The following is a 23852-nucleotide window of genomic DNA, read 5'->3' on the forward strand; positions in this document are numbered from 1 at the left end:
TCACATAACGCAGGGCAGTACGGGCGGGATGGGCGACCATCCCGCCCGTACTGTCTATCCGCTCTGGACCGGACGGATAAAACCCGCCACCCACGCTGGTGTCGGAGATCGACCTCGGATAGCGTCCGCTCGGTTCCGCAACCACTCTTCTTCCCTACCCCGAGGGATGACCCATGACAGCGTTCCACCGTTCGGCGCTGGCGCGTGCCGGCGTCGTGGCCCTGCTCGCGGCCGGTGGCCTGGCCACCGTTGCCGCCCCGGCACTCGCCGCCGATCAGGCGGACGTCGCCCTGGTCCCGGTCAGCTCCGAACTGGCCAAGGGCGTCAAGCAGGCCAAGGCCAAGCCGTTCAAGTTCAACGTCCGAAACCTGGCGACGGTCGATGCCACGGCCGTCACGGTCACCGTCAACACCGCCGACCTCGACCCGACGAAGGTCGGGGTCGTGGTGCCGGACGGCTGCGAGGTGAAGCGCAGGATGTTCACCTGCCTCCTCGGCGACCTGCGCGGTGGCACCAGTGAGGACTTCGGCATCCCGCTGTTCAGCACCGGCGGCCGGGGCAAGGCGGGCACGCTGACCGTCAAGCTCACCGCGGCGAACGCGAAGGCCGACCGCGTCGACCACCCCATCACCGTGACCAAGCCCGGCTACGACCTGACCGCCTGGGTGCAGGACGTCCAGGCCAACGTCGTGGTCAACGGCGCGGTCAGCGACGAGCCGGACCTGAAGCCGGTGCCGCGCGGCGAGACGGTGCCGCTCGACTGGGCGCTCTACAACGACGGCAGCCGCAAGGCGACCGGGATCGCGTACGGCATCACGCTGCCGCCCGGCGTCTCCTTCGCGAAGCTGCCGGAGGGCTGCGTCGAGCAGCCTCTCGACGTCGTCAACGCGTACTGCGAGGACTCCGGCGCGGTCGTCAAGCCGGGGGAGTACTACACCGCCGACGTGCAGGTGAAGGTCGGCGCGGACGTCACCGAGCCGGTGCTCCCACCGGGCTTCGTCTGGGGCGCCGGGCTGGACGCCGCCGAGGGACCGGCGGAGGAGGCGCCGCGGATCGCGAGCGGCGCGCAGCGCAAGACGTTCACCGAGGCTGACGAGCGGGACAACACCGCGGAGTTCGACGTCTTCGTGGATCTGTCGGCGCAGCCGACGCCGACTCCCACCCCCACGCCGACCGGCGCGCCCACGGCCACGCCGACCCCGGGCACCGGTGGCGGCAGCGGTGGGGGCGGCGGCCTGCCGGTGACCGGCGTGCAGGCCGGCCTGATCGGTGGCATCGGCGTGGCCGTCCTGCTGGCCGGTGGCGTGCTGCTGCTGGCCTCCCGCCGACGCAAGGTCGTCCTGGTGGCACCGGGCGACGAGAAGTCCGAGAACTGATCCGAACGGAATGCGAGGGCGGGGTGGGCGACCACCCCGCCCTTCGTACGTGGTGGGGGCCTCCGGCCGGGCGTGCGGGTCGGGCTGGCAGAGTGGAGGGGTGAGTCGTACCCCCCACGGCCAGCGCGCCAGCCTGGACAAGCAGCCGCACGAGGTCGCCGCGATGTTCGACGGCGTGGCGGCGCGCTACGACCTGACGAACACCGTCCTCTCCTTCGGGCAGGACCGGTCCTGGCGGCGGGCGACCCGGGCCGCGCTCGGGCTGCGCCCGGGCGAGCGGGTGCTCGACGTGGGCGCGGGCACCGGGGTCTCGACCGAGGAGTTGGCCCAGTCCGGGGCGTACGCGGTCGGCGCCGACCTGTCGCTCGGCATGTTGTACGCCGGCAAGCAGAGCCGCCCCAGCGTGCCGCTGCTGGCCGGGGACGCGCTGCGGCTGCCGTTCGCCGACGCCAGCTTCGACGCGGTGACCATCTCGTTCGCGCTGCGCAACGTGACCGACACGGATTCCGCGCTGCGTGAGCTGGCCCGGGTCACCCGGCCCGGCGGCCGGCTGGTGGTGTGCGAGTTCAGCACCCCGGTCAACCCGGCCTTCCGCACGGTCTACCTGTCGTACCTGATGCGTTCGCTGCCGGCGCTGGCCCGCGCGGTCTCCAGCAACCCGGAGGCGTACGTCTACCTGGCCGAGTCGATCCGGGCCTGGCCGGATCAGGCGGCGCTGGCCGGGCGGATCGGCGCGACGGGTTGGCAGCGGGTGGGTTGGCGCAACCTGACCGGCGGTGTCGTCGCTCTGCACCGGGCGATCCGCAGCTAGGGTCTGGCACCCTCTTTCGTGAATATCCGATTTTAGTCCACTTTGCGCCGTAAGCTCGCCCCCATGACGGGACCAGAGCGGGCGGAGCGCGCGGCCGCCACCGACGACGACGCGGCCGAACTCATCACGCAGCTGCGGGAGCTGGCCGGCGCCGATCCGGCCGACGTCCGTCAGGTGGTGGCCGAGGTGCTCGCGGCGCTCGACCGCGCGGCCGGGGGCGCGCTGCGCGAGCACCTGCCCGAGACGATCCGGGTCGACGCGGGTCTGGACGCCCCCAGCCGGGCCTGACATCGAGAGCGCGAGGCCTGACATCGAGGGCGCGAAAACGCCCCTCAGCTGTCACATCAGCAACTTAGGTACCCCTGGTCGGGCAGGGGTGAGACGCCGGTCATAGACTCCCACCGTCTGGCTTGTGAACCATTTCACGAGCAGTCGGGAGGAGGCGCGGATGACCGCGGTGGAGCACGACGCCGACGTGATCGTCGTGGGCGCCGGTCCCGGTGGGTCGGCGACCGCGTACCACCTGGCCCGGCACGGGGTCCGGGTGCTGCTGCTGGAGAAGACCGAGTTCCCGCGGGAGAAGGTCTGCGGCGACGGGTTGACCCCGCGTGCGGTGCGCCAGCTGATCCGGATGGGCGTGGACACCTCGCCGGAGGCGGGCTGGCTGCACAACCGGGGCCTGCGGGTCATCGGTGGCGGCGTCCGGCTGGAGCTGGACTGGCCCGACCTGGCGAGCTTCCCCAACTACGGCCTGGTCCGCACCCGGCTGGACTTCGACGACCTGCTCGCGCAGCGGGCCGTCGCCGCCGGCGCCGAGCTGCGTACCGGCGTGAACGTCATGGGGCCGGTGCTCGACGCGGACGGCCGGGTGATCGGCGTGCAGGCCGAGGTCGGGCCGGACAAGGCGCCCGGCACCTTCCACGCCCCGCTGGTGGTCGCGGCCGACGGCGTCTCCGGCCGCTTCCCGCTCGCGCTGGGGCTCGCCAAGCGGGAGGACCGGCCGATCGGGGTGGCCGTCCGGCGCTACTACCACTCGCCGGCCAAGGCCGACGACAACTACCTCGAGTCCTGGCTGGAGCTGCGCAGCAAGGAGGGCGGCGACAACCTGCTGCCCGGGTACGGCTGGATCTTCGGGCTCGGTGACGGCCGGGTCAACGTGGGCCTCGGCGTGCTCAACTCCTCCTCCGCGTTCGGCAAGACCAACTACCGCCGGTTGCTCACCGACTGGCTGGCCAACACCCCGGCCGACTGGGGCATGACCGACGAGACGAACGCCGACGGCCCGATCCTCGGCGCCGCGCTCCCGATGGGCTTCAACCGGGTTCCGCACTACACCCGCGGCGTGCTGCTGGTCGGCGACTCCGGTGGCATGGTGAACCCGTTCAACGGCGAGGGCATCGCCTACGCGATGGAGTCCGGCGAACTGGCCGCGGAGGTGGCGGTGCAGGCCCTCGCGCGGCCCGCCGGCGCCGAGCGGGAGCGGGCGCTGATGGCGTACCCGCAGGAGCTGAAGGCCCGGTTCGGCGGCTACTACCGGCTCGGCGGGGTCTTCGTGAAGCTGATCGGCCGTCCGGAGGTGATGCGGATGGCGACCAAGCACGGCATGCCGCACCCCATGCTGATGCGCTTCGTGCTCAAGCTGCTGGCCAACCTGACCGATCCGCGCGGCGGAGACGCGATGGACCGGGTCATCAACGCGATGACGAAGGTGGCGCCGGCCGTGTAACACGAGGACTCGGCTTGCGCGCCTCGCGGTCGCGGACGAAGCAGGCACGGTGTAGGACCGCCCCCCGGCGGTGCCCGTCGTCGGGGACGTGAATAGTGTGATTTTCGTCAACCACGAGGGCAGGGAAGGACGAGCAGGAGAAGAAGATGTCGCTCTCGCCTTACGCACCCATCATCGGGCTGTTCGCCGTCGCCGCGGCGTTCGCGCTGTTCTCCGTGGCCGCCGCCCGCTTCGCCGGTCCCCGGCGCTACAACAAGGCCAAACTCGAGGCGTACGAGTGCGGCATCGAGCCCAGCCCGCAGCCGGTCGGCGGCGGGCGGTTCCCGATCAAGTTCTACCTGACGGCGATGCTCTTCATCGTCTTCGACATCGAGATCATCTTCCTCTACCCCTGGGCGGTCTCGTTCGACGCCCTGCCGATCTTCGGCTTCGTGGAGATGGTCCTGTTCATCGTCGCGGTCTTCGTCGCATACGCCTACGTCTGGCGGCGCGGCGGCCTGGACTGGGACTGAGGAAGGAACGTCAGATGGGCATCGAGGAGAAGCTCCCCGCCGGCGTCCTGCTCACCTCGGTGGAGAAGCTGGTCAACTGGTCCCGGAAGTCGTCCGTCTGGGGCGCCACCTTCGGCCTGGCCTGCTGCGCCATCGAGATGATGGCGGCCGGCGGCCCGCACTACGACATGGGCCGCTGGGGCATGGAGGTCTTCCGGGCCTCGCCGCGCCAGGCGGACCTGATGATCGTGGCCGGCCGGGTCAGTCAGAAGATGGCTCCGGTCCTGCGCCAGATCTACGACCAGATGGCCGAGCCGCGCTGGGTGCTCTCGATGGGCGTCTGCGCCAGCAGCGGCGGGATGTTCAACAACTACGCCATCGTGCAGGGCGTCGACCACGTCGTGCCGGTCGACATGTACCTGCCCGGCTGCCCGCCGCGGCCGGAGATGCTCATCGACGCGATCCTCAAGCTCCGCGAGAAGATCATGTACGAGCCGCTCGGCGCGAACGGCCGCAAGATGCTCGAGGCGCGCAAGGAGCGCGGCGACGTACCGGTCGTCCCCTACGGCTCGATGCCGTCGTCGTACCGCAGTGACAAGGCCCGCCGGGCCGAGTGGACCCAGGCGGTCCGCGAGGGCCGCGAGGAGCAGCTGCGGATCGAGAACTGGATGAAGGCCCAGACCCACCTCCAGCCGCACGGGGGCCACAAGTGACCGCACCTCACGACAAGCCGAACGACGGCGGCGTACCGGTACCGGTGACGCCTCCCGGCGCCAGCAGCGGCGCCCCCGCCGAATACCCACCGGCCAGCCCCGCCGGCCGTGGCATGTTCGGCAACCAGGGCTCCGGCGACGTCTCCGGCTACGGCGGCCTGGTCCGCCCGCGCCGGTCGATCGAGGCGGCGTCCCGGCCGTTCGGGGGCTACTTCGACGAGGTCCACGACGCGCTGGAGGAGGCCTACCCGGCCTTCGCCGACGCGATCGAGAAGGTCGTGGTCGACCGGGGCGAGCTGACCCTGCACGTCCGCCCGGAGCGGATCGCCGAGGTCTGCCAGGTGATGCGGGACGATCTCGCGCTCCGCTTCGAGCTCTGCTCCTCGGTCTCCGGCGTCGACTACCTCGGCGCGGACGCCCGCCGCCTGCACGTGGTCTACCAGCTCACCTCGATGACCTACCGGCGTCGGGTCCGGCTGGAGGCGGCCGTCCCCGCGGAGGATCCGCACCTGCCCAGCGTCACCTCGGTCTACCCGACGGCGGACTGGCAGGAGCGGGAGGCGTACGACATGTTCGGCATCGTCTTCGACGGCCACCCCAACCTGACCCGGATCCTCATGCCGGACGACTGGGAGGGGCACCCGCAGCGCAAGGACTATCCGCTCGGCGGCGTCCCCGTCGAGTACAAGGGCGCCGAGATCCCGCCGCCGGACCGACGGAGGTCGTACCAGTGACCACTTCGAACTACGCGACCGAGCGCGAGACCAGCGAGGGCCGGGTCTTCACCGTCACCGGTGGCGACTGGGACAGCGTCGTCTCCGGCACCGACCCGATCAACGACGAGCGGATCGTCGTCAACATGGGTCCGCAGCACCCGTCGACGCACGGCGTGCTCCGGCTGATCCTGGAGCTGGAGGGCGAGACGGTCCGCGAGGCCCGCTCGGTCGTCGGCTACCTGCACACCGGCATCGAGAAGAACCTCGAGTACCGCAACTGGGTCCAGGGCAGCACGTTCGTGACCCGGATGGACTACCTCTCCCCGCTGTTCAACGAGACGGCGTACGCGCTGGCGGTGGAGAAGCTGCTCGGCATCACCGACGAGATCACCGAGCGGGCCACCACCATCCGGGTGCTGATGATGGAGCTGAACCGGATCTCCTCGCACCTGGTCTGGCTGGCCACCACCGGCATGGAGCTGGGCGCGATCTCGATCATGCTCTACGGCTTCCGCGAGCGGGAGTACATCCTCGACATCTTCGAGAACATCACCGGCCTGCGGATGAACCACGCGTACGTGCGGCCGGGCGGCGTGGCGCAGGACGTGCCGGACGAGGCGATCGCCAAGATCCGCAAGTTCCTCACCATGATGCCGAAGAAGCTCAAGGAGTACGAGGACCTGCTCTCCGGCCAGCCGATCTGGGTCGAGCGGACCAAGAACGTCGCGGTGCTCGACGTGACCGGCTGCGTGGCGCTCGGCGTGACCGGCCCGGTGCTGCGCTCCGCCGGCCTCGCCTGGGACCTGCGCAAGACCATGCCGTACTGCGGCTACGAGACGTACGAGTTCGACGTCCCGACTCACCCCGACGGCGACGTGTGGGGCCGCTACCAGGTCCGGCTCGCCGAGATCCGCGAGTCGCTCAAGCTGGTCGAGCAGGCGGTGGACCGGCTGGCAAAGCCGGGCCCGGTGATGGTCGCCGACCGGAAGATCGCCTGGCCGGCGCAGCTGGCCATCGGCGTCGACGGGATGGGCAACTCGCTGGAGCACGTCGCCAAGATCATGGGTCAGTCGATGGAGTCGCTGATCCACCACTTCAAGCTCGTCACCGAGGGCTTCCGGGTACCGCCGGGCCAGGTGTACGTCGGCATCGAGTCGCCCCGCGGCGAGCTGGGCGTGCACGCGGTCTCCGACGGGGGCACCCGGCCCTACCGGGTGCACTACCGGGAGCCGAGCTTCGTCAACCTCCAGGCCCTTCCGGCGATGGCCGAGGGCGGCCTGATCGCCGACGTGATCGCCGGTGGCGCCTCGCTGGACCCCGTGATGGGTGGTTGTGACCGATGACCGTTTTCACTGAAGAGACCCGGGAGCGGGCGCGCGAGATCATCGCGCGCTACCCGGCCGACCGGTCCCGCTCGGCGCTGCTGCCGCTGCTGCACCTGGTGCAGGCCGAGGAGGGTTACGTCTCCCCGGCCGGGGTGGAGTTCTGCGCCGAGGTGCTGGGGCTGAACAAGGCCCAGGTCGGCGCGGTCGCCACCTTCTACACCATGTACAAGCGCAAGCCGACCGGTGACTGGCTGGTCAGCGTCTGCACCAACACCATGTGCAACGTGCTCGGTGGCCAGCAGGTCTACGACACCCTCGCCGAGCACCTCGGCGTCGGGCACGACGAGACCACCGCCGACGGGTCGATCACCCTGGAGCACGCCGAGTGCCTGGCGGCCTGCGACTACGGGCCGGTCATGACCGTCAACTACGACTTCTTCGACGGCGTCGACCCGCAGACCGCGGTCGGCGTGGTCGACGAGCTGCGCGCGGGCGGCCGACCGATGCCGACCCGGGGCGCCCGGCTCTGCACGCTCAAGGAGATGGCGGTGCAGCTCGCCGGCTTCGCCGACGAGCGCGAGGGCGCGGTCGCCGACGGCGGGCCGGGCGAGCCCACCCTGCGCGGTCTGCGGCTGGCCCAGCAGCACGGCATCTCGGTGCCGGGCTTCGACCCGAAGACCCCGATCCGGAGCAAGGCCGAGGCCGACAAGGCCGCCGCCGAGGCCAAGGCCAGGGCGGAGGCCGCGAAGCCGGCACCAGCCGCCGCCGTGGCCAAGGGCGGCGACGGCGCCGCCACCCCGACGGGTACGCCGGGCAACGCCGGTGCCGGCGAGCCGGCAGCCCCCGAGCGGGCCACCGGCAGCACCACTCGGGACGTGAAGGCCCCGGACGACAAGTCGCCGGAGATCCGGGCGGCCGAGACGCGGCAGCCCGACGCCTCGACCGCCGTGGCGGACGCCCCCGGCACCAAGGTTCCGGTGGACACCACCGCGCCGGCGGCCCGGGACGCGCGGGAGGCGGAGGCCGCCGGCACCGCGGCGAACCCGCCGGCCGGCGACGGCAAGCCCGCCGGCGACGAGGCCGGGGCGCAGGAGCGCAACCTCAACGAAGCGTCGGCGGACACCGGCGGCGCCGGCCCCGCCGGGGCGAGCGGAACGGGGGTCCAGAAGTGACCACTCCTCGGCCGGAGACGCTGGCCAAGCTGACGCCGGTACTGACCAAGCGCTGGCTGTCGCCGGACGCCTGGCGGATCGGCACCTACGAGAAGCTCGACGGCTACGCGGCGCTGCGCAAGGCGCTCAAGGCCCACCCGGACGACCTGATCCAGCTGATCAAGGACTCCGGGCTGCGCGGTCGCGGTGGCGCCGGCTTCCCCACCGGCCTGAAGTGGGGCTTCATCCCGCAGGGCGACGGCAAGCCGCACTACCTGGTGGTCAACGCCGACGAGGGCGAGCCGGGCACCTGCAAGGACCTGCCGCTGATGACGCACGACCCGCACTCGCTGGTCGAGGGCGTCATCATCGCCTCGTACGCGATCCGGGCCAACCGCGCCTACATCTACATCCGCGGCGAGGCCGTGCACGCCGCCCGGCGGCTGCGCAACGCCGTGCAGGAGGCGTACGCCAAGGGCTACCTCGGTACGAACATCCAGGGCACCGGGTTCGACCTGGAGCTGGTGGTGCACTCGGGCGCCGGGGCGTACATCTGCGGTGAGGAGACCGCGCTGCTGGACTCGCTGGAGGGCTTCCGGGGTCAGCCCCGGCTCCGCCCGCCGTTCCCGGCGACCCACGGCCTGTACGCCAGCCCGACGGTGGTCAACAACGTCGGCACCATCGCCAGCGTGCCGTACATCGTGCTCGGTGGCGCCGACTGGTGGAAGAGCATGGGCACGGAGAAGTCCTCCGGGCCGATGATCTACTCGCTCTCGGGCCGGGTCGCCAACCCCGGCCAGTACGAGTGCTCGATGGGTGTGACGCTGCGCGAGCTGCTGGAGCTGGCCGGCGGGATGCAGCCGGGGCACAACCTGAGGTTCTGGACCCCGGGTGGCTCGTCGACCCCGCTGCTCGCCGCCGAGCACCTGGACGTGCCGCTGGACTTCGAGGGGGTGGCGGCGGCCGGCTCGATCCTCGGCACCACGGCCACCCAGATCTTCTCCGACCAGGACTGCCCGGTCTACGCGACGTACCGGTGGCTGGAGTTCTACCACCACGAGTCGTGCGGCAAGTGCACCCCGTGCCGGGAGGGCAACTACTGGATGGTCCGGGTGTACCGGCGGATCCTCTCCGGTCAGGGCACCCACGAGGACCTGGACACCCTGCTCGACACCTGCGACAACATCCTGGGCCGCTCGTTCTGCGGTCTGGGTGACGGTGCGACCAGCTCGGTGACCTCGTCACTGCAGTACTTCAAGCAGGACTACCTCGACTACATCGAGGGGCGCACGGCGCCGAAGCTGTCGGACAAGCAGCTGGTGGGAGCCCACTAATGACCGACGTAGTTAAGCCGACCGAGACCGTCACGCTCACCATCGACGGCGTCGAGGTCACCGCCCCCAAGGGGGCGCTGCTGATCCGGGTCGCCGAGCAGTTGGGCACCGAGATCCCCCGATTCTGCGACCACCCGCTGCTGGCCCCGGCCGGCGCGTGCCGGCAGTGCCTGGTCGAGGTGGAGGGGCAGCGCAAGCCCGTCGCCTCCTGTACCCAGACCGTCGCCGACGGCATGGTGGTCCGCACCCAGCTCACCTCCCCGGTCGCCAAGAAGGCGCAGGAGGGGGTGATGGAGCTGCTGCTGCTCAACCACCCGCTCGACTGCCCGATGTGTGACAAGGGCGGCGAGTGCCCGCTGCAGAACCAGGCGATGTCGACCGGCCGCACCGACTCCCGGTTCCACGAGCACAAGCGGGAGTACCCGAAGCCGCTGCCGATCAGCAGCCAGGTGCTGCTGGACCGGGAGCGCTGCGTGCTCTGCCAGCGGTGCACCCGGTTCTCCGAGGAGATCGCCGGCGACAAGTTCATCGACCTGATGGGCCGGTCCTCCGCCGAAGAGATCAACATCTACCGGGACGACGCGTACGGCGAGGAGGGCGATGCCGGCGACGTGCCGTTCAACTCGTACTTCTCCGGCAACACCGTGCAGATCTGCCCGGTCGGCGCGCTGACCGGCGCCCAGTACCGCTTCCGGGCCCGCCCCTTCGACCTGGTGTCCAGCCCGAGCGTCTGCGAGCACTGCTCGGCCGGCTGCGCGCAGCGCACCGACTGGCGGCGGGGCAAGGTGCAGCGCCGGCTGGCCGGCGACGACCCGGCGGTCAACGAGGAGTGGAACTGCGACAAGGGGCGGTGGGGCTTCCAGTACACCCGCGCCTTCGACCGGATCACCACCCCGATGGTCCGCGACCAGCAGACCGGCGAGCTGCGTGAGGCGTCCTGGAGCGAGGCGCTCACGGTGGCCGCCGAGGGGCTGCGCACCGCGCGGGACACCGGGCGGGGCACGGCGGTGCTCACCGGCGGTCGGCTGACCGTCGAGGACGCCTACGCGTACGCCAAGTTCGCCCGGGTCGCGCTGAACACCAACGACATCGACTTCCGCGCCCGGCCGGTCTCCCGCGAGGAGTCCGACTTCCTGGCCAGTTCGGTCGCCGGCGTCACCGATGTGACCTACGCCGACGTCGAGAAGGCCCCGGCGGTGGTGCTGGTCGGGCTGGAGCCGGAGGAGGAGTGCCCGATCCTCTTCCTGCGGCTGCGCAAGGCGTACCTCAAGAAGACGCTGACGGTCTACGCGATCGCGCCGTTCGCCACCCGGGGCCTGGAGAAGCTCGGCGCCAAGCTGGCTCGGGTGGTGCCGGGCGAGGAGGCCAGCGTGCTCGCCGAGCACGCCACGGTCGCCGAGGCGCTGAGCACTGAGGGCGCCATCCTGATCGTCGGTGAGCGGCTCGCCGAGGTGCCGGGTGGGCTCTCCGCTGCCGCGGACGTCGCCCGGCGTACCGGCGCGAAGCTGGCCTGGGTGCCGCGGCGCGCGGGCGACCGCGGCGCGGTCGACGCCGGATGCCTGCCGAACCTGCTCCCCGGCGGGCGCCTGGTCACCGAGCCGGCCGCCCGGGCCGAGCTGGGCGAGATGTGGGACATCGCGGCCGGGGTGATCCCGAGCCAGGCCGGCCGGGACACCGACGGCATCCTCGCGGCGGCCGCCAACGGGCAGCTCGGCGCCCTGGTGGTGGCCGGGGTCGACCCGGCCGACCTGGCCGACCCGCGCCTGGCCGAGCAGGCCCTGGACGCGGTGCCGTTCCTGGTCAGCCTGGAGCAGCGGCTCAGCGCGGTGGCCCGCCGGGCGGACGTGGTCCTTCCGGTCGCCCCGGCGGTCGAGAAGGCCGGCAGCTTCGTGGACTGGGAAGGCCGGCTGCGTACCTTCGACGCCGTGCTGCAGACCGCGGCGATGACCGACGGCCGGGTGCTGGACGCGATCGCCGCGCAGCTCGACGTGCGGCTCGGCACCGCCGACGTGCTCAGCGTCCGGCGCGAGCTGGGCGCCCTGCCGCCCACCCGGACCGAGCGCCCCGCCGCGCCGTCGGTGGCTCCGGTCACCGTGCCGCACACGGGCGCCGGCGAGGCGGTGCTCTCCACCTGGCACCAGCTGATCGACCTGGGCAGCCTCACCGACGGCGACGAGCACCTCGCCGGCACCGCCCGCCCGCCGGTGGCCCGGCTGGGCAAGGGCACCGCCGAGGCGCTGGGCGTCGCGGACGGCGACCCGGTCACGGTCGGCACCGACCGGGGAGCCCTGACCCTGCCGGCGGCCATCACCGAGATGCCCGACGGCGTGGTCTGGCTGCCGACCAACTCACCCGGCGCCACCGTGCGACGCAGCCTCGGCGCGACGTCCGGCACGGTGGTCCGGATCTCCGTTCCCGCCCCGACCGCGGCCGTGCCGGCCAACCGGGTGGCGGCGGACGAGGCCGGTCTTCCGGGTCCGCTCCTCAACTCCGGGGGTGTCCAATGAACGCGCTCCACCTGGCGCAGGACCCGACGCTGGCCGACTTCGGCAAGGACCCGTGGTGGCTCGTCGTGGGCAAGGTGCTCTTCGCCTTCGTCTTCGCGGTGCTGGCCACCCTGCTCGGCGTCTGGTTCGAGCGGCGCGTGGTGGGCTACATGCAGGTCCGGCCGGGCCCCAACCAGGTCGGCCCGTTCGGCCTGCTGCAGACCCTGGCCGACGGCCTGAAGATGGCCTTCAAGGAGGACATCCTGCCGCGGACCGCGGACAAGGTCGTCTACTTCTTCGCGCCGACCATCTCGGTGATCTGCGCGGTCACCGCGCTGTCGGTGGTGCCGTTCGGCCCGATGGTGAGCATCTTCGGCCACTGGACGCCGTTGCAGGTCACCGACGTGTCGGTGGCGGTGCTGGTGCTGCTGGCCTGCTCCTCGATGGGCATCTACGGCATCGTGCTCGGCGGCTGGGCCTCCGGCTCCACCTACCCGCTCCTCGGTGGTCTGCGCTCCAGCGCCCAGATGATCTCCTACGAGGTCGCGATGGGGCTGAGCATCGTGGCGGTGTTCATGACCGCCGGCACGATGAGCACCAGCGGGATCGTCGCCGCGCAGGGCGACGGCACCCAGCTGTCCATCTTCGGCACGCAGATCCCGGCGCCCGGCTGGTACGCGATCCTGCTGCTGCCGAGCTTCATCATCTTCTTCATCGCCACCGTCGGTGAGACCAACAGGGCGCCGTTCGACCTGCCCGAGGCGGAGTCCGAGCTGGTCGCGGGCTTCATGACCGAGTACAGCTCGCTGAAGTTCGCGCTCTTCATGCTCTCCGAGTACGTGTCGATGGTGACCATGTCCGCGGTCACCACGACGCTCTTCCTCGGCGGCTGGCGGGCACCCTGGCCGATCACCCTCTGGGAGGGCGCCAACTCCGGTTGGTGGCCGATGCTCTGGTTCTTCGGCAAGGTGATCCTGCTGGTCTTCGTCTTCGTCTGGCTGCGGGGCACGCTGCCCCGGCTGCGCTACGACCAGTTCATGCGGCTCGGTTGGAAGGTGCTGCTCCCGATCAACCTGGTCTGGATCCTGGTGCTGAGCGGGCTGCGCTCGATCGAGGACTGGGACACCAAGGGCAGGCTGACGGCGGTCGGCATCGCGGCCGGCGTACTGCTGATCGCCACGCTCTTCTGGCCGACCCGCCGGCCGCAGCTGAAGCCGAGCGTGCAGGAACAGGTCGACAGCCGGCCGCACGGGAGCTTCCCGCTGCCGCCGATGGATCTTCAGGTACCACCGAGCCCGCGCATCACGCGCGTGGTCGCCGAGCGGGAGCCGGCCAACATCGCCGCCGGCTCCGACCCCAGGGAGGTGTGACGTGGGCGCGATTACCGGAACGTTCAAGGGCTTCGGGGTCACCTTCTCGCACATGTTCAGGAAGGTCGTCACGACCGACTACCCGTTCAAGCCGCCGGTGTCGGCGCCGCGCTACCACGGGCGGCACATCCTCAACCGGCACCCGGACGGGCTGGAGAAGTGCATCGGCTGCGAGCTGTGCGCCTGGGCCTGCCCGGCCGACGCGATCTACGTCGAGGGTGGCGACAACACCGACCAGCAGCGCTTCTCGCCGGGTGAGCGGTACGCCAGCGTCTACCAGATCAACTACGCCAGGTGCATCTTCTGCGGGCTCTGCATCGAGGCCTGCCCGACCCGTTCGCTCACCATGAGCAACGAGTACGAGCTGGCCCGGGACAACCGGCAGGACCTGATCTTCACCAAGGAGCAGCTGCTCGCGCCGCTGCTGCCGGGGATGGAGCAGCCGCCGCACCCGATGCGGCTGGGTGAGAGCGAGAAGGACTACTACGTCGGCTCGCTGACCAACCCGGGCACCTCGGCCGGCGCGGAGCGCTCGCCGATGAGCCCCGGCCGGTACGCGGTCGAGGAGCACCCCGGCGTGACGTTCCCGGGCGCCGAGCAGGCGGCCCAGCGGGCCGAAGCGGGCAAGGGAGGCTCGGCATGACCACGCAGACGGTGCTCGCCGCGGCGGGCTCGGTGCCCACCGGCGAGGCGGTCACCTTCTGGATCCTCGCCCCGCTCGCGCTGCTCGGCGGGATCGGGATGGTCGCCGCCCGCAACGCCGTGCACTCGGCGCTCTGGCTGGTGCTGACCATGCTCTGCCTCGGCGTGTTCTACGTGCTGCAGGCCGGGCCGTTCATCGGCATGGTGCAGATCATCGTCTACACCGGCGCGATCATGATGCTCTTCCTCTTCGTGCTGATGCTGGTCGGCCGGGACGCGTCGGACTCGCTGATCGAGACGCTGCGCGGGCAGCGGACGGCGGCGCTGCTGCTGGCGCTCGGCTTCGCCGGCCTGGTCGGCACCGGCCTGTACCGGGGGGTCGAGGGCGTCACCGCGGTCGGCCTGGCCACGCCGAACGCCGACGGGAACGTGCAGGGCATCGCGCGGCTGCTCTTCACCAAGTACGTCTTCGCCTTCGAGCTCACCTCGGCGTTGCTGATCACCGCGGCGGTCGGCGCGATGGTGCTGGCGCACATCGAGCGACGCAAGGAGGACAAGCTCGACCAGCCGGCGACCATGCGGGCGCGCTTCGCCCCGGGCAACTACCCCGGTCCGAAGCCCGGCCCCGGCGTCTTCGCCACCTCCTCCTCGGTGGCCACCCCGGCCCGGCTGCCGGACGGCCGGCTCACCGAGCGCAGCACCCCGGCGATCCTGCCGGTACGCGAGCTGACGGCCGAGGAGACTTCGCTGAAGGGGACGGACAAGTAATGGAGAAGTTCTTCTCGGTCGAGCCGAACTACTACCTCGTCCTCGCCGCGGTGCTCTTCACCATCGGCGCCGCCGGGGTGCTCATCCGGCGCAACGCGATCGTGCTGTTCATGTGCGTCGAGCTGATGCTCAACGCGGCCAACCTGACCCTGGTCACCTTCAGCCGGATCAACGGTGACCTCAACGGCCAGATCATGGCGTTCTTCGTGATGGTGGTGGCGGCCGCGGAGGTCGTGGTCGGTCTCGCGATCATCATGTCGATCTTCCGGACCCGGCGCTCCGCGAGCGTCGACGACGCCAACCTGCTGAAGTACTGAGGGGTCCTGCGGTGGGAGAGAATCTGACGAACGCCCCGGTCGAGCCGGCAGGGGCCGTCACCTATGCGGTCGCGGACGGTCTGCTCGGCAGCGTCTGGCTGCTCGTGGCGATTCCGCTGATCAGCGCGGCGATCCTGCTGCTGCTCGGCCGACGCGCGGACCGCTGGGGGCACTGGCTCGGGGTGGCCGCCATCGGTGCCTCGTTCGTGCTGGGCCTGACCTACTTCTTCCAGCTGCGCGGGCTGGAGAACAAGTCGGTCGAGCTGAGCCTCTGGGACTTCATCACGGTCGGTGATCTGCGGGTGGACTTCGGTCTGCTCTTCGATCCGTTGGCCGCGGTCTTCGTACTGCTGATCACCGGGGTGGGCTTCCTGATCCACCTCTACGCGGTCGAGTACATGGCGCACGACGCGGGCCGCCGGCGCTTCTTCGGCTACTTCAACCTGTTCGTCGCCGCCATGCTGCTGCTGGTGCTCGGCAACAACTACGTGATGCTCTACTTCGGCTGGGAGGGCGTCGGTCTGGCGTCGTACCTGCTGATCTCCTTCTGGTACGAGCGGCCGAGCGCCGCCACCGCCGGTAAGAAGGCGTTTTTGATGAACCGGGTCGGCGACGCCGGCCTGGCGATCGGCATCTTCATCATGTTCGCCACCCTCGGCACCACCCAGTACGACGAGGTCTTCACCGGCATCGGCGCGCTGGCCGGCCCCACCGTGCTGGTGCTCGGCCTGCTGCTGCTGCTCGGCGCGACCGGCAAGTCCGGCCAGTTCCCGCTCCAGGCCTGGCTGCCGGACGCGATGGAGGGCCCGACCCCGGTGTCGGCGCTCATCCACGCGGCCACCATGGTCACCGCGGGCGTCTACCTGATCGCCCGGTCCAACCCGATCTTCTCGGCCAACACCACGCTGCAACTCGTGGTGGTCAGCGTCGGTGCGCTCACCCTGCTGGTCGGCTGCGTCATCGGCGCGGCCAAGGACGACATCAAGCGGGTACTCGCCTGGTCGACGGTGAGCCAGATCGGCTACATGTTCGTCGGCGTCGGCCTGGGCGGCGCGGCGTACGCGCTGGCCATCGTGCACCTGCTGGCGCACGGCTTCTTCAAGGCCAACATGTTCCTCGGCGCCGGCTCGGTCATGCACGGCATGAACGACCAGGTCGACATCCGCCGCTTCGGCGGCCTGTCGAAGTACATGAAGGTCACCTGGATCACCTTCATGATGGGCTGGCTCGCCATCATCGGCATGTTCCCGTTCTCCGGCTTCTTCTCCAAGGAGCCGATCATCGTGGCCGCGTTCGAGCGGGACGACTGGACGGCGTGGCTGTTCGGCGGCGCGACGCTGCTCGGCGCCGGGCTGACCGCGTTCTACATGACCCGGCTCTTCGTGCTCACCTTCCACGGGCCGAAGCGGTGGACCGAGGAGATCGAGCACCCGCACGAGTCGCCGGCGCTGATGACCATCCCGCTGATCCTGCTGGCCATCGGCTCGGTCGGCGCCGGCTTCCTGCTCTCCACCTCGGTGCCGGACTGGCTGACCGCCACCGCCGGCCTCGGTGGCGAGCACGGCGAGCACGCCCCGGTCCTCTCGCACGCGGTGATCACCACGCTCTCGCTGCTGGTCACGGTGCTCGGCGTCGGGCTGGCCTGGTTCCTGTTCCGGGGCGGCACGGCCACCGCGCCGCAGCCGGCCGGGGTGCTGGTCACCGCCGCCCGTCGCAACCTCTACACGGACGCCATCAACGAGGCGGTCTTCGAGAAGCCGGGCGTCTTCCTCACCCGGGCGCTGGTCTTCCTCGACAACCGGGGCGTGGACGGGCTGGTCAACGGCCTCGCCGCGGCGGTCGGCGGTGGCTCCGGTCGGCTCCGGCGGCTGCAGACCGGCTTCGTCCGGTCGTACGCGACCTCGATCCTGACCGGCGCGCTGCTGGTGGTGGCGGCGTTCCTGGCCGTACAGGCGGGGTGGCTGGCGTGATCGACCTCTTCCCGGCCGCCCCCGCCGGCGGACCACGCAGTGACGACGGAGGTAAGGCCGCATAATGTCCAACTTCCCGTTCCTCTCGGTGCTGACCGTGGCGCCGCTGGTGGGCGCCCTGGTGGTGGCCCTCCTGCCACGCCATCGGCCGGAGCTGGCCAAGCAGGTGGCGTTCGTCTGGTCGCTGCTGGTGCTGGTGCTCTCGGTGGTCATGTGGGTCACCTTCAAGGCCGGCGGTGACCGCTTCCAGTTCCGCGAGTCGTACCCGTGGATCCCGAACTGGGGGGTCAGCTTCACCTTCGCGGCGGACGGCATCGCGCTGGTGATGCTGATGCTGATCGCGGTGCTGGTGCCGCTGGTGATCCTGGCGTCCTGGCACGACGCCGAGTCGTCGAAGCGCTCGGTGCCGGTCTACTTCGCGCTGCTGCTGGTCCTCGAGTGCACGATGATCGGCGTCTTCGCCGCCGCCGACGTCTTCCTGTTCTACGTGTTCTTCGAGGTCATGCTGGTGCCGATGTACTTCCTGATCGGCAGCTACGGCGGCCACCAGCGGCAGTACGCGGCGGTGAAGTTCTTCCTCTACTCGCTGGTCGGCGGCCTCTTCATGCTGGCCGCGGTGATCGGCCTCTGGGTGGTCGGCGGAAAGACCTTCGACTGGCAGGCGCTGTCCCAGGTGGACATCTCGACGGGCACCGAGCGCTGGCTCTTCCTCGGCTTCTTCCTCGCGTTCGCGATCAAGGCGCCGTTCTTCCCGTTCCACACCTGGCTGCCGGACGCCGGTGGCGCGGCCCCGGCCGGCGCGGCGGCGCTGCTGGTCGGCGTCCTCGACAAGGTCGGCACGTTCGGCATCCTGCGTTACTGCCTGCCGCTCTTCCCCGACGCGGCGAAGTGGTTCGCGCCGTGGGCGTTGGCGCTCGGCCTGATCGGCATCATCTACGCCGCGCTGCTGGCAGTCGGCCAGAACGACCTGAAGCGGCTGGTGTCGTACACCTCGATCGCGCACTTCGGGTTCATCGGGGTGGGCATCTTCGCCTTCACCACCCAGGCCGGCACCGGCGCCGTGTTCTACATGGTCAACCACGGTCTCGCCACCGGCCTGCTCTTCCTGGTGGTGGGCATGCTGATCGCGCGCCGCGGCTCGTCGCTGATCAGCGACTTCGGCGGCGCCGGCAAGCTGGTTCCGGTGCTGGCCGGCGTGCTCTTCTTCGCCGGTCTGGCCTCGCTGGCGCTACCCGGCACCGCGCCGTTCATCTCCGAGTTCCTGGTGCTGATCGGCACCTTCACGGTGAACAAGCCGGTCGCGGTGATCGCCACGCTCGGCATCATCCTGGCCGCGGCGTACGTGCTGTGGATGGTGCAGCGCACCACCCAGGGGACGCTCAACCCGGCGCTCACCGAGGTCGACGGGATGCGTCGTGACCTCAACCTGCGCGAGAAGGTCGTCGTCGCACCCCTGATCGCGCTGATCGTGCTGCTCGGCTTCTACCCGAAGCCGGTCACCGACGTGATCAACCCCGCCGTCCAGGCGACCATGGACGACATCGGCAGGACCGACCCCGCCCCGTCGGTGGGCGGCACCGTCCAGGAGGCGGCAAAGTGACCGAGTTGAAACTGCCGTCGATCGACTACGCGGCGCTCGCGCCGACGTTGATCATGTTGGCGGCCGCGCTCTTCGGCGTGCTGGTCGAGGCGTTCGTGCCTCGGCGGCTGCGGCACGTCGTGCAGCTGACCCTGGCGCTGCTCGCGGTGCTCGCCGCGCTGACCATGGTGGTGCTCAACGCCGACGACCGGCTGATCACCGCCGGCCAGGCCATCGCGATCGACGGACCGACGCTCTTCCTCCAGGGCGCGATCCTGGTGCTCGCCGCGATGGCGCTGCTGCTGATCGGCGAGCGCACGGTGGAGCGGGGCGGGGCCTTCGTCGCCCAGGCGGCGGTGACCGCCGAGTCGGCCGAGGACCAGCGGCAGGCCGAGGGGAAGAACGGCGCCACCGAGGTCTACCCGCTGACCACCTTCGCGATCGGCGGCATGCTGATCTTCGTGGCGGCCAACGACCTGCTGACCATGTTCATCGCGCTCGAGGTCTTCTCGCTCCCGCTCTACCTGCTCTGCGCGCTGGCCCGTCGCCGGCGGCTGCTGAGCCAGGAGGCGGCGATGAAGTACTTCCTGCTCGGCGCGTACGCCTCGGCGTTCTTCCTGTTCGGGGTGGCCCTGATCTACGGCTTCACCGCCGGCACCCCGGGTCGGTCCGCCGGGGTCGACTTCGCCACCATCAACGCGGCGGTCGATGATTCGCCGGCCAGCCCGGTGCTGCTCTTCGCCGGCATGGCGCTGCTCGCCATCGGCCTGCTGTTCAAGGCGGCTGCCGCGCCCTTCCACGTCTGGACGCCGGACGTCTACCAGGGCGCCCCGACGCCGATCACCGGCTTCATGGCGGCCTGCACCAAGGTCGCCGCGTTCGGTGCCCTGCTGCGGGTCTTCCACGTCGCCTTCGCCGGTGCCAGCTGGGACTTCACCCCGGTGCTCGGGGCGGTGGCGGTGCTGACCATGCTGGTCGGCGCGGTGCTGGCGGTGACCCAGACCGACATCAAGCGGCTGCTGGCGTACTCCTCGATCGCCAACGCCGGCTACCTGCTGGTCGGGGTGCTGGCGCCCTCGAAGGACGGCCTCTCCGGCACGATGTTCTACCTGGTCGCGTACGGCTTCTCGGTGCTCGCCGCGTTCGCCGTGGTGACCCTCGTCCGGGACGCCGACGGGGAGGCCACCCACCTGTCCCGTTGGGCGGGCCTGGGGCGGCGCTCGCCGTTCTACGCCGGGCTCTTCACCTTCATCCTGCTCGCCTTCGCCGGCATCCCACTGACCAGCGGCTTCACCAGCAAGTTCGCGGTCTTCGGGCCGGCGCTCGCGGACGGGCAGGGATGGCTGGTGATCGCCGGCGTGCTGACCAGCATGGTGCTGGCCTTCCCGTACCTGCGGGTCGTGGTGATGATGTGGCTCTCCGAGCCGGGCGAGTCCACCCCGACGGTCACCGTGCCCGGCGGGCTCACCTCGGCCGCGCTGATGATCGGGGTGGTGGCCACCCTGGTCCTCGGTGTCGCTCCGGCGCCGCTGCTCGACCTGGCCACCGGTGCCGCCGAATTCGTCAGATAGGCAACGCGCACGCCCGACGGGGGCCGGTACGTCAGGGGCGTACCGGCCCCCGTTCCGTGTCCGGTGCACCGGGCGGTGCGTGCACAGTGCGCCCCGGCGCAGCACGCATCCCCCGTCCGGGGCTGGTCGAACGGGTGTGGCATGGTTGAGGCGTGGTGAATCCGGCTGGCGAGCGTACAGGTGCCACCGGCTCCGGCGGTCGTCGGAGCCGGCAGAGCACGGGTCAGTTCGGGGCCCTCGGCCTCTATCTCGCCGATCCCCGGCTCGAGGCGTCCGTTCTGGCGCTGCTCGACGACGTCGAGGTCGAGTTGCGGGCCAGTGTGGCCAGTGCCGATCCGTTCGTGACCGAGGCGGCCCGGCACCTTGTCGAGGCCGGCGGCAAGCGGTTCCGGCCGTTGCTGGTGGCGCTCGGCGCCCAGTTCGGCGACCCGACCGAGACGCGGATCGTGCAGGCCGCGGTGGTGATGGAGCTCACCCACCTGGCGACGCTCTACCACGACGACGTGATGGACGAGGCGGCCGTGCGCCGGGGGGCGCCGAGCGCCAACTCGCGCTGGACCAACTCGGTCGCCATTCTGGTCGGTGACTACCTCTTCGCCCGGGCCGCGGACCTCGCGGCCGACCTCGGCACCGAGGCGGTGCAGCTGCAGGCGCGCACCTTCGCCCGGCTGGTGCACGGCCAGATCGCCGAGACCGTCGGGCCGCGCCCCGGCGACGACCCGGTGGCGCACTACCTCCAGGTGATCGCCGGCAAGACCGGCTCGCTGATCGCCACCTCCGCCCGGTTCGGTGGGATGTTCGGCGGCGCGTCGCCGGAGCACACCGAGGCGCTGGCCGGGTACGGCGAGACCATCGGCGTCGCCTTCCAGCTCTCCGACGACCTGCTCGACATCGCCTCGGAGTCGGTCCAGTCGGGCAAGACTCCCGGCACCGACCTGCGTGAGGGCGTGCCGACGCTGCCGGTGCTCTACGCCCAGGCGGCGGACGACTCCGACGCCGCGTCCGTCCGGCTGCGGGAGATCCTCGCCGCCGGGGCGGTGACCGACGACGCCCTGCACGCCGAGGCGCTCGGCCTGCTTCGGGAGAGCCCGGCGCTCAAGCGGGCCCGCGAGACGGTGCGCAGCTACGCCGAGGATGCCCGCGCCCGACTCGCCCCGCTGCCGCACAACCCGGCCCGCCGCGCCCTCGAGTCCCTCTGCGACTTCGTAGCCGACCGCACCAGCTAACCCCACCCCACTCCACCCCCACCCGGCGGCCCTCCCGCCAACGCGCGGTGATCAAGAGATCCGCGTCAGAAACGATCTCCGTGGTGACGCGAACCTCTTGATCAACGGGAGGAGCGGGACGCGGAGGGGGTGGGCGCAGGTCAGGGGCGGGTCAGGAGGCGGCTGCCGGTGAGCATCAGGGCGGCGGCCAGCAGCATCGAGCCGGCGGCGGTGCTCCACATGGCTGGGTAGCCGGAGTGAGCGGCGAGTGACCCCAGGCCCAGCGGGCCGAGGCAGCCGCCCGCGTACACCCCGGTCTGGGTGATCGAGGTGGCGGCGGCCGGGGCCTGCGGGTGCAGCCGGACCACGGCGAAGTTCATCAGCCCCGGCCAGGCCCAGCCCAGGCCGAAGCCGAGCACGACGCCGGCCACCAGCGGTACCGGGCCGGCCACCGCGAGCAGCCCGAGCCCCGCCGCGCCGACCACCAGCATGCCGGCGATGAGCGCCACGTGCCCGCCCGACCGCCGGTCGGCCAGCCAGCCCGCGCCGACCCGGGCCGCGACGCAGACCGCGCTGCCCAGGGTCAGGGTGAGGCCGGCGAGGCCGGGCGCGAGCCCGCGCCCGACCGAGGAGTCCACCAGGAAGGTGCCCAGCGCGTTGGCGGCGGCCGCCGCCAGGGTCGCGGCCACCCCGATGACCACCAGGGCGCCCGTGCCACGGCCGGCCCGCGCGCCGGTCGCCCGCCGGGCCGGGCCCGCCTCCCGCCGGGGTACGACGAGCAGGGCGGCCAGCGCGGTGCCGGCCGCGGCGACGAACGCCCAGCGCCAACCGGCGGTGAGCGCGATGGTCGGCACCGCCGCCCCGGCCAGCAGGGTGGAGACCGGGATCGCCGCCTGCTTGACGCCGAACGAGAGCCCCTGTCGCTGCGGCGGGACGTGCCGGGCCAGCGCGGCGTTGCTGGCCAACTGGCCGAGGGCGTTCGCGACGCCGCCGAGCGCCAGCAGCCCGAGCAGCACCGGGTACGACCGGGCCAGCGCCGCCACGGCCAGCAGGATGCCGGCGGAGAGCAGGATGCCGGCGCGGGCCACCACCGCCGGACCGTACCGCTCGGCGAGGACGCCGGAGGGGACCGACGCCAACGCGCCCACCCCGAAGTAGAGCGACACGGCGAGGCCGAGCCCGGCGGGGGAGAAGCCGAGGTCGTCACCGAGCTGCACGGCGAGGCCGCCGACCAGGAAGACCGGCAGGACGCAGGCGATGGTGACCACGATGGCGCTGACGCTGGCCCGCAGGGGCCGGGTGGAAAGGGTGTCCGGGGCGGGGGTGACGGCGGTGTCGGTCATGGTGCGGCAAACCTACGCCGGTCGCCTCGACAGTACGGAACGTGTCCGTGGCCGCACGAGCCGTTGATGACGATCTGGCATCCTCGACCCGAACAGTCGTTTCGCACCGGGCCTGTATTTCATATGGTGTAAGTCCCCGGCGGCGGAGGTGGTTGTGCGCGACCCCCTGGCGGAACCTTCGGACCTGATCCGCAGCGTCTCCCGCGCGCTACGAGTGCTCGAGTCGGTCGGTCGTGCCCCGAAGGGGCTGACCGTCAAGCAGATCGCCCGGCGGTGCGAGCTGACCGTTGCCACCACCTACCACCTGGTCCGCACCCTGGCCTACGAGGGCTACGTGATCCGCCGCGAGGACGGCACGTACATCGTGGGGCTGGAGGTCGCCGACCGCTACCGGGAGCTGGTGACCGCGTTCCGCGGGCCGCCGGCGGTCGGGGAGACCCTGCGCCGGGCCGCCGCCGACACCGGCTACAGCCACTACCTGGGCCGCTTCGTGGGCGGCCAGGTGGCGCTGACCGCGGTCGCCGAGGGGCCACGCTCGCCCTACCTGGAGGAGCTGGTCCCCGGCTTCGACGAGGGTGCGCACGCCACCGCCCTCGGCAAGGCCCTGCTCGCCACGCTCACCGCCGAGCAGCGCTTCCGCTACCTGCGCGAGTACGGCATGCGCCCGTTCACCACGGCGACGCTGACCAGCTCGGAGACCTTCGAGGCGGACCTGGCCGCCGGCGACCGTCGGGGCATGCAGCTGGAACTCGGGCAGTTCCGGCAGGGCGTGGCCTGCGCCGCCGTGCTGGTCAGCCCGGACAAGGACATGGAGCGCCGGCTCGTGCTCGCCTGCGCGCTGCCGGCCAGCGAGATGATGACCTCCGCCCGGGTGGTGCGGGCCAAGCTGCTCACCGTGGCCCGGTCGGTCGCCGACGGCATCGCCGCCGAGCAGTGAGCCGGGAACGCCGCGAGGCCC

Annotated in this window: 21 protein-coding genes; 20 read left to right on the top strand and 1 reads right to left on the bottom strand. The window is 71.3% G+C overall.

The window, feature by feature from the left end; translation table 11 throughout:
* Positions 1-173 precede the first annotated feature (173 nt).
* The 19 genes from ACIBBA_RS04750 (at position 174) to ACIBBA_RS04840 (ending at position 21572) form a co-directional block, all read left to right on the top strand.
* Positions 174-1376 carry a cell wall anchor protein gene (locus ACIBBA_RS04750; RefSeq protein ID WP_396693795.1) on the top strand — a complete coding sequence of 401 codons (1203 nt, stop codon included), beginning with the start codon at positions 174-176 and terminating at the stop codon, positions 1374-1376.
* 100 nt (positions 1377-1476) lie between these two features.
* Positions 1477-2187: a demethylmenaquinone methyltransferase gene (locus ACIBBA_RS04755; RefSeq protein ID WP_396693797.1), complete on the top strand. Its 711-nt coding sequence runs from the start codon at positions 1477-1479 to the stop codon at positions 2185-2187.
* A 63-nt stretch (positions 2188-2250) separates the two neighbouring features.
* Positions 2251-2475 (top strand): hypothetical protein, encoded by a 225-nt coding sequence (locus ACIBBA_RS04760; RefSeq protein WP_357047257.1) that lies wholly within the window; start codon positions 2251-2253, stop codon positions 2473-2475.
* A gap of 160 nt (positions 2476-2635) precedes the next feature.
* Positions 2636-3913, top strand: coding sequence for a geranylgeranyl reductase family protein (locus ACIBBA_RS04765; RefSeq protein WP_396693799.1), 1278 nt, complete (start codon positions 2636-2638; stop codon positions 3911-3913).
* A gap of 146 nt (positions 3914-4059) precedes the next feature.
* Positions 4060-4425, top strand: a complete 366-nt coding sequence (locus ACIBBA_RS04770; protein ID WP_350868092.1) for an NADH-quinone oxidoreductase subunit A — start codon at positions 4060-4062, stop codon at positions 4423-4425.
* Positions 4426-4439: 14 nt separating this feature from the next.
* Positions 4440-5117 (top strand): NADH-quinone oxidoreductase subunit B family protein, encoded by a 678-nt coding sequence (locus ACIBBA_RS04775; RefSeq protein ID WP_350868090.1) that lies wholly within the window; start codon positions 4440-4442, stop codon positions 5115-5117.
* Positions 5114-5851 carry an NADH-quinone oxidoreductase subunit C gene (locus ACIBBA_RS04780; protein ID WP_396693802.1) on the top strand — a complete coding sequence of 246 codons (738 nt, stop codon included), beginning with the start codon at positions 5114-5116 and terminating at the stop codon, positions 5849-5851. The genes ACIBBA_RS04775 and ACIBBA_RS04780 overlap by 4 nt, the downstream gene beginning before the upstream one ends.
* On the top strand, positions 5848-7176 hold the full coding sequence (locus tag ACIBBA_RS04785; protein ID WP_350868087.1) for an NADH-quinone oxidoreductase subunit D: 1329 nt from the start codon (positions 5848-5850) through the stop codon (positions 7174-7176). The genes ACIBBA_RS04780 and ACIBBA_RS04785 overlap by 4 nt, the downstream gene beginning before the upstream one ends.
* Positions 7173-8330, top strand: coding sequence for an NADH-quinone oxidoreductase subunit NuoE (nuoE, locus tag ACIBBA_RS04790; protein WP_396693804.1), 1158 nt, complete (start codon positions 7173-7175; stop codon positions 8328-8330). The genes ACIBBA_RS04785 and nuoE overlap by 4 nt, the downstream gene beginning before the upstream one ends.
* Positions 8327-9643: an NADH-quinone oxidoreductase subunit NuoF gene (gene nuoF / locus ACIBBA_RS04795; protein ID WP_350868083.1), complete on the top strand. Its 1317-nt coding sequence runs from the start codon at positions 8327-8329 to the stop codon at positions 9641-9643. Before nuoE ends, nuoF begins: the two co-directional genes overlap by 4 nt.
* On the top strand, positions 9643-12150 hold the full coding sequence (locus ACIBBA_RS04800) for an NADH-quinone oxidoreductase subunit G (protein WP_396693807.1): 2508 nt from the start codon (positions 9643-9645) through the stop codon (positions 12148-12150). The genes nuoF and ACIBBA_RS04800 overlap by 1 nt, the downstream gene beginning before the upstream one ends.
* Positions 12147-13499: an NADH-quinone oxidoreductase subunit NuoH gene (nuoH, locus tag ACIBBA_RS04805; protein WP_396693809.1), complete on the top strand. Its 1353-nt coding sequence runs from the start codon at positions 12147-12149 to the stop codon at positions 13497-13499. The genes ACIBBA_RS04800 and nuoH overlap by 4 nt, the downstream gene beginning before the upstream one ends.
* A gap of 1 nt (position 13500) precedes the next feature.
* Positions 13501-14142: an NADH-quinone oxidoreductase subunit NuoI gene (gene nuoI, locus ACIBBA_RS04810; protein ID WP_396693811.1), complete on the top strand. Its 642-nt coding sequence runs from the start codon at positions 13501-13503 to the stop codon at positions 14140-14142.
* Positions 14139-14909, top strand: coding sequence for an NADH-quinone oxidoreductase subunit J (locus ACIBBA_RS04815; RefSeq protein WP_396693813.1), 771 nt, complete (start codon positions 14139-14141; stop codon positions 14907-14909). The genes nuoI and ACIBBA_RS04815 overlap by 4 nt, the downstream gene beginning before the upstream one ends.
* On the top strand, positions 14909-15226 hold the full coding sequence (gene nuoK, locus ACIBBA_RS04820) for an NADH-quinone oxidoreductase subunit NuoK (RefSeq protein ID WP_350868074.1): 318 nt from the start codon (positions 14909-14911) through the stop codon (positions 15224-15226). The genes ACIBBA_RS04815 and nuoK overlap by 1 nt, the downstream gene beginning before the upstream one ends.
* An 11-nt stretch (positions 15227-15237) precedes the next feature.
* The gene (gene nuoL / locus ACIBBA_RS04825) at positions 15238-17196 is read left to right on the top strand and encodes an NADH-quinone oxidoreductase subunit L (RefSeq protein WP_396693815.1); all 1959 of its coding nucleotides are present in this window, start codon (positions 15238-15240) and stop codon (positions 17194-17196) included.
* A gap of 64 nt (positions 17197-17260) precedes the next feature.
* Positions 17261-18796, top strand: coding sequence for an NADH-quinone oxidoreductase subunit M (locus tag ACIBBA_RS04830; protein ID WP_396693817.1), 1536 nt, complete (start codon positions 17261-17263; stop codon positions 18794-18796).
* On the top strand, positions 18793-20346 hold the full coding sequence (gene nuoN / locus ACIBBA_RS04835; protein ID WP_396693819.1) for an NADH-quinone oxidoreductase subunit NuoN: 1554 nt from the start codon (positions 18793-18795) through the stop codon (positions 20344-20346). The genes ACIBBA_RS04830 and nuoN overlap by 4 nt, the downstream gene beginning before the upstream one ends.
* A gap of 152 nt (positions 20347-20498) precedes the next feature.
* The gene (locus tag ACIBBA_RS04840; RefSeq protein ID WP_396693821.1) at positions 20499-21572 is read left to right on the top strand and encodes a polyprenyl synthetase family protein; all 1074 of its coding nucleotides are present in this window, start codon (positions 20499-20501) and stop codon (positions 21570-21572) included.
* A 140-nt stretch (positions 21573-21712) separates the two neighbouring features.
* On the opposite strand, the gene ACIBBA_RS04845 is transcribed toward ACIBBA_RS04840, so the two are convergent.
* Positions 21713-22894, bottom strand: coding sequence for an MFS transporter (locus tag ACIBBA_RS04845; protein WP_396693823.1), 1182 nt, complete (start codon positions 22892-22894; stop codon positions 21713-21715).
* Positions 22895-23048: 154 nt separating this feature from the next.
* Between ACIBBA_RS04845 and ACIBBA_RS04850 the strand changes: the two genes are divergently transcribed.
* A complete protein-coding gene (locus tag ACIBBA_RS04850) occupies positions 23049-23831 on the top strand; it encodes an IclR family transcriptional regulator C-terminal domain-containing protein (RefSeq protein WP_350868063.1) in 783 nt (260 codons plus the stop codon).
* Positions 23832-23852 lie beyond the last annotated feature (21 nt).

The organism is Micromonospora sp. NPDC051006 (assembly GCF_044456245.1).
Lineage (GTDB): Bacteria > Actinomycetota > Actinomycetes > Mycobacteriales > Micromonosporaceae > Micromonospora.

Excerpts from the sequence above, each read along its gene's own strand:
- ACIBBA_RS04750 (WP_396693795.1), top strand. The coding sequence starts at position 174 with ATGACAGCGTTCCACCGTTCGGCGCTGGCGCGTGCCGGCGTCGTGGCC.
- ACIBBA_RS04760 (WP_357047257.1), top strand. The coding sequence starts at position 2,251 with ATGACGGGACCAGAGCGGGCGGAGCGCGCGGCCGCCACCGACGACGAC.
- ACIBBA_RS04765 (WP_396693799.1), top strand. The coding sequence starts at position 2,636 with ATGACCGCGGTGGAGCACGACGCCGACGTGATCGTCGTGGGCGCCGGT.
- ACIBBA_RS04770 (WP_350868092.1), top strand. The coding sequence starts at position 4,060 with ATGTCGCTCTCGCCTTACGCACCCATCATCGGGCTGTTCGCCGTCGCC.
- ACIBBA_RS04775 (WP_350868090.1), top strand. The coding sequence starts at position 4,440 with ATGGGCATCGAGGAGAAGCTCCCCGCCGGCGTCCTGCTCACCTCGGTG.
- nuoE (WP_396693804.1), top strand. The coding sequence starts at position 7,173 with ATGACCGTTTTCACTGAAGAGACCCGGGAGCGGGCGCGCGAGATCATC.
- ACIBBA_RS04800 (WP_396693807.1), top strand. The coding sequence starts at position 9,643 with ATGACCGACGTAGTTAAGCCGACCGAGACCGTCACGCTCACCATCGAC.
- nuoH (WP_396693809.1), top strand. The coding sequence starts at position 12,147 with ATGAACGCGCTCCACCTGGCGCAGGACCCGACGCTGGCCGACTTCGGC.
- ACIBBA_RS04815 (WP_396693813.1), top strand. The coding sequence starts at position 14,139 with ATGACCACGCAGACGGTGCTCGCCGCGGCGGGCTCGGTGCCCACCGGC.
- nuoK (WP_350868074.1), top strand. The coding sequence starts at position 14,909 with ATGGAGAAGTTCTTCTCGGTCGAGCCGAACTACTACCTCGTCCTCGCC.
- ACIBBA_RS04830 (WP_396693817.1), top strand. The coding sequence starts at position 17,261 with ATGTCCAACTTCCCGTTCCTCTCGGTGCTGACCGTGGCGCCGCTGGTG.
- ACIBBA_RS04845 (WP_396693823.1), bottom strand. The coding sequence starts at position 22,894 with ATGACCGACACCGCCGTCACCCCCGCCCCGGACACCCTTTCCACCCGG.